The sequence below is a fragment of the Microbacterium sp. P5_B6 genome (assembly GCF_056400345.1).
Genome location: NZ_JBFULL010000078.1, coordinates 1 through 990, shown reverse-complemented (window position 1 = coordinate 990; position 990 = coordinate 1). Strand labels below are relative to the sequence as shown.

At 63.3% G+C, this 990-nt stretch carries 2 protein-coding genes; both read left to right on the top strand.

What is annotated here, in order from left to right; translation table 11 throughout:
• Positions 1-492, top strand: a 492-nt coding sequence (locus AC1DP3_RS18320; RefSeq protein WP_477295803.1) for an SGNH/GDSL hydrolase family protein, incomplete at its 5' end; no start/stop codon positions are given.
• 74 nt (positions 493-566) lie between these two features.
• The coding region (locus tag AC1DP3_RS18315) for a carbohydrate ABC transporter permease (RefSeq protein ID WP_477295801.1) at positions 567-990 on the top strand (424 nt) is incomplete at its 3' end.

The window sequence follows — 990 nt, the reverse complement described above, 5'->3', positions numbered from 1 at the left end:
GTCGTCAACCGAGGAATCGCGGGAAACCGGGTACGTGATCTCCGCGCCCGCTGGCACGAAGACTGCATCGCTATCCAACCAAGCACGCTCACCGTGCTCRTGGGTATCAACGACACATGGAGGCGGTACGACGCCGCAGACCCTACACCCCCCGAGCAGTTCGCGTCAGACTACGAGACCATCCTGCGCGAAGCGCGCGCACTGCGAAGCCTTCAACACGTTGTGGTGATGGAACCCTTCCTGGTGCCGCTAACGGAGGATCAGGCCCGGTGGCACGACGAGGACCTCAACGACAAGATCGAGATCGCACGCCGTCTCGCTCTCCGGTACGACGCTCAACTAGTCCCGCTCGACGAGATCTTCCGCGACGCTGCACGCACGACCCGCCCAGAACGGCTGGTCGACGACGGCATCCACCCCACGCAGGAAGGCAACGAGCTGCTCGCATCCACCTGGTTGAACCTCGTCGTTCCGAACATGCCCCCGCTCTGACCAAGGGATCGACGGGTCACTAGGCCTCACTCGCCGGTGACGGCGCCTGACCACGACTCAGAAAGCAGATGACAATGACGTTTGAACTAGATGCTACTCGGGCCCTCACCGTGCCTCCGAAGGCCCAGAGGACGCCCACTCCGAGACGCGGCCGCGGTCCGCTCATCAGCTACGGCCACTGGTGGTGGGCGCTGCCGGCCATCGTGCTGGTCATCGGCGTCCACTACGCMGCCACGCTGACCGGCGGGTTCTTCGCCTTTACGAACTGGACCGGCCTGGGCGACTGGGAGTACATCGGGCTGGAGAACTTCGTTCGGATCTTCAACGACCCGCAGCTGCTCGGTGCCGTGTGGAACACCCTGTTCCTCGCGTTCGGGTCCGTGATCCTGACCAACGTGATCGGGTTGCTGTTCGCGTTGGCGATCAATCGCACCCTGAAGTCGCGCTATATCCTCCGCACGCTCCTGTTCATACCCTCCGCACGCTCCTGTTCATACC